The organism is Streptomyces sp. NRRL B-1347 (genome assembly GCF_000720325.1).
Lineage (GTDB): Bacteria > Actinomycetota > Actinomycetes > Streptomycetales > Streptomycetaceae > Streptomyces.
Genome location: NZ_JOJM01000274.1, coordinates 1 through 588 on the forward strand (window position 1 = coordinate 1; position 588 = coordinate 588).

Annotated in this window: 1 protein-coding gene; it reads right to left on the reverse strand. The window is 58.3% G+C overall.

Features of this window, described 5'->3' with window-relative positions; genetic code table 11:
- Positions 1-309: 309 nt before the first annotated feature.
- A complete protein-coding gene (locus IG74_RS55000) occupies positions 310-453 on the reverse strand; it encodes a hypothetical protein (RefSeq protein WP_420710064.1) in 144 nt (47 codons plus the stop codon).
- Between the last annotated feature and the right edge of the window lie 135 nt (positions 454-588).

Genomic DNA, 588 nt, shown 5'->3' on the forward strand with positions numbered 1-588 from the left:
CCGCCCCGACCTAATCGACGGCTGCTTGATCGGGACTGGGCTGCTCATCGCTGCGGAGGAGCTCGCAGAGCCGGAACCCGCGAGTTCAAGATGAGTACCCCCCAAATCTGCGACAGAGCCGATTCTCGTGACGAGGTGACCGTGGGTGATGCGGTCATGAGGCGCCCCGAAGTTTCCGGACACCGACCCAATAGGGTTGCCGTGAACAGGAAACGAGGAAGTAAGAAGTGGCGCCACCCAGCAGGTACACCCCGGAGTTTCGGGAAGAAGCCGTCCAGATTGCTCTGCGGTCGAGCAAGACCGTGAGGCTTATTCAGAGGCCAGTTTGTAAAAGTGCAATGCGATGACGGTGGAGATGGTCCGTGTAAAGGTCGCGATCGGCCGCCGGTAGTCGGTGTGCAAGATTCTCCAGGTCTTGAAGTTCGCGATGGTCCGCTCGATGACATAGCGGATCCGGTTGACTCAAGATCGTCCTGAATAACCCTCCTCGTCTCCAATCCAGGCGCCGGGGTTGAGTGTCAGCAGGACTCCGGATTCACTCAGGCAAAAGGAATCGTGGCGGTTACCGTCGATCGGATCAGAAATCCA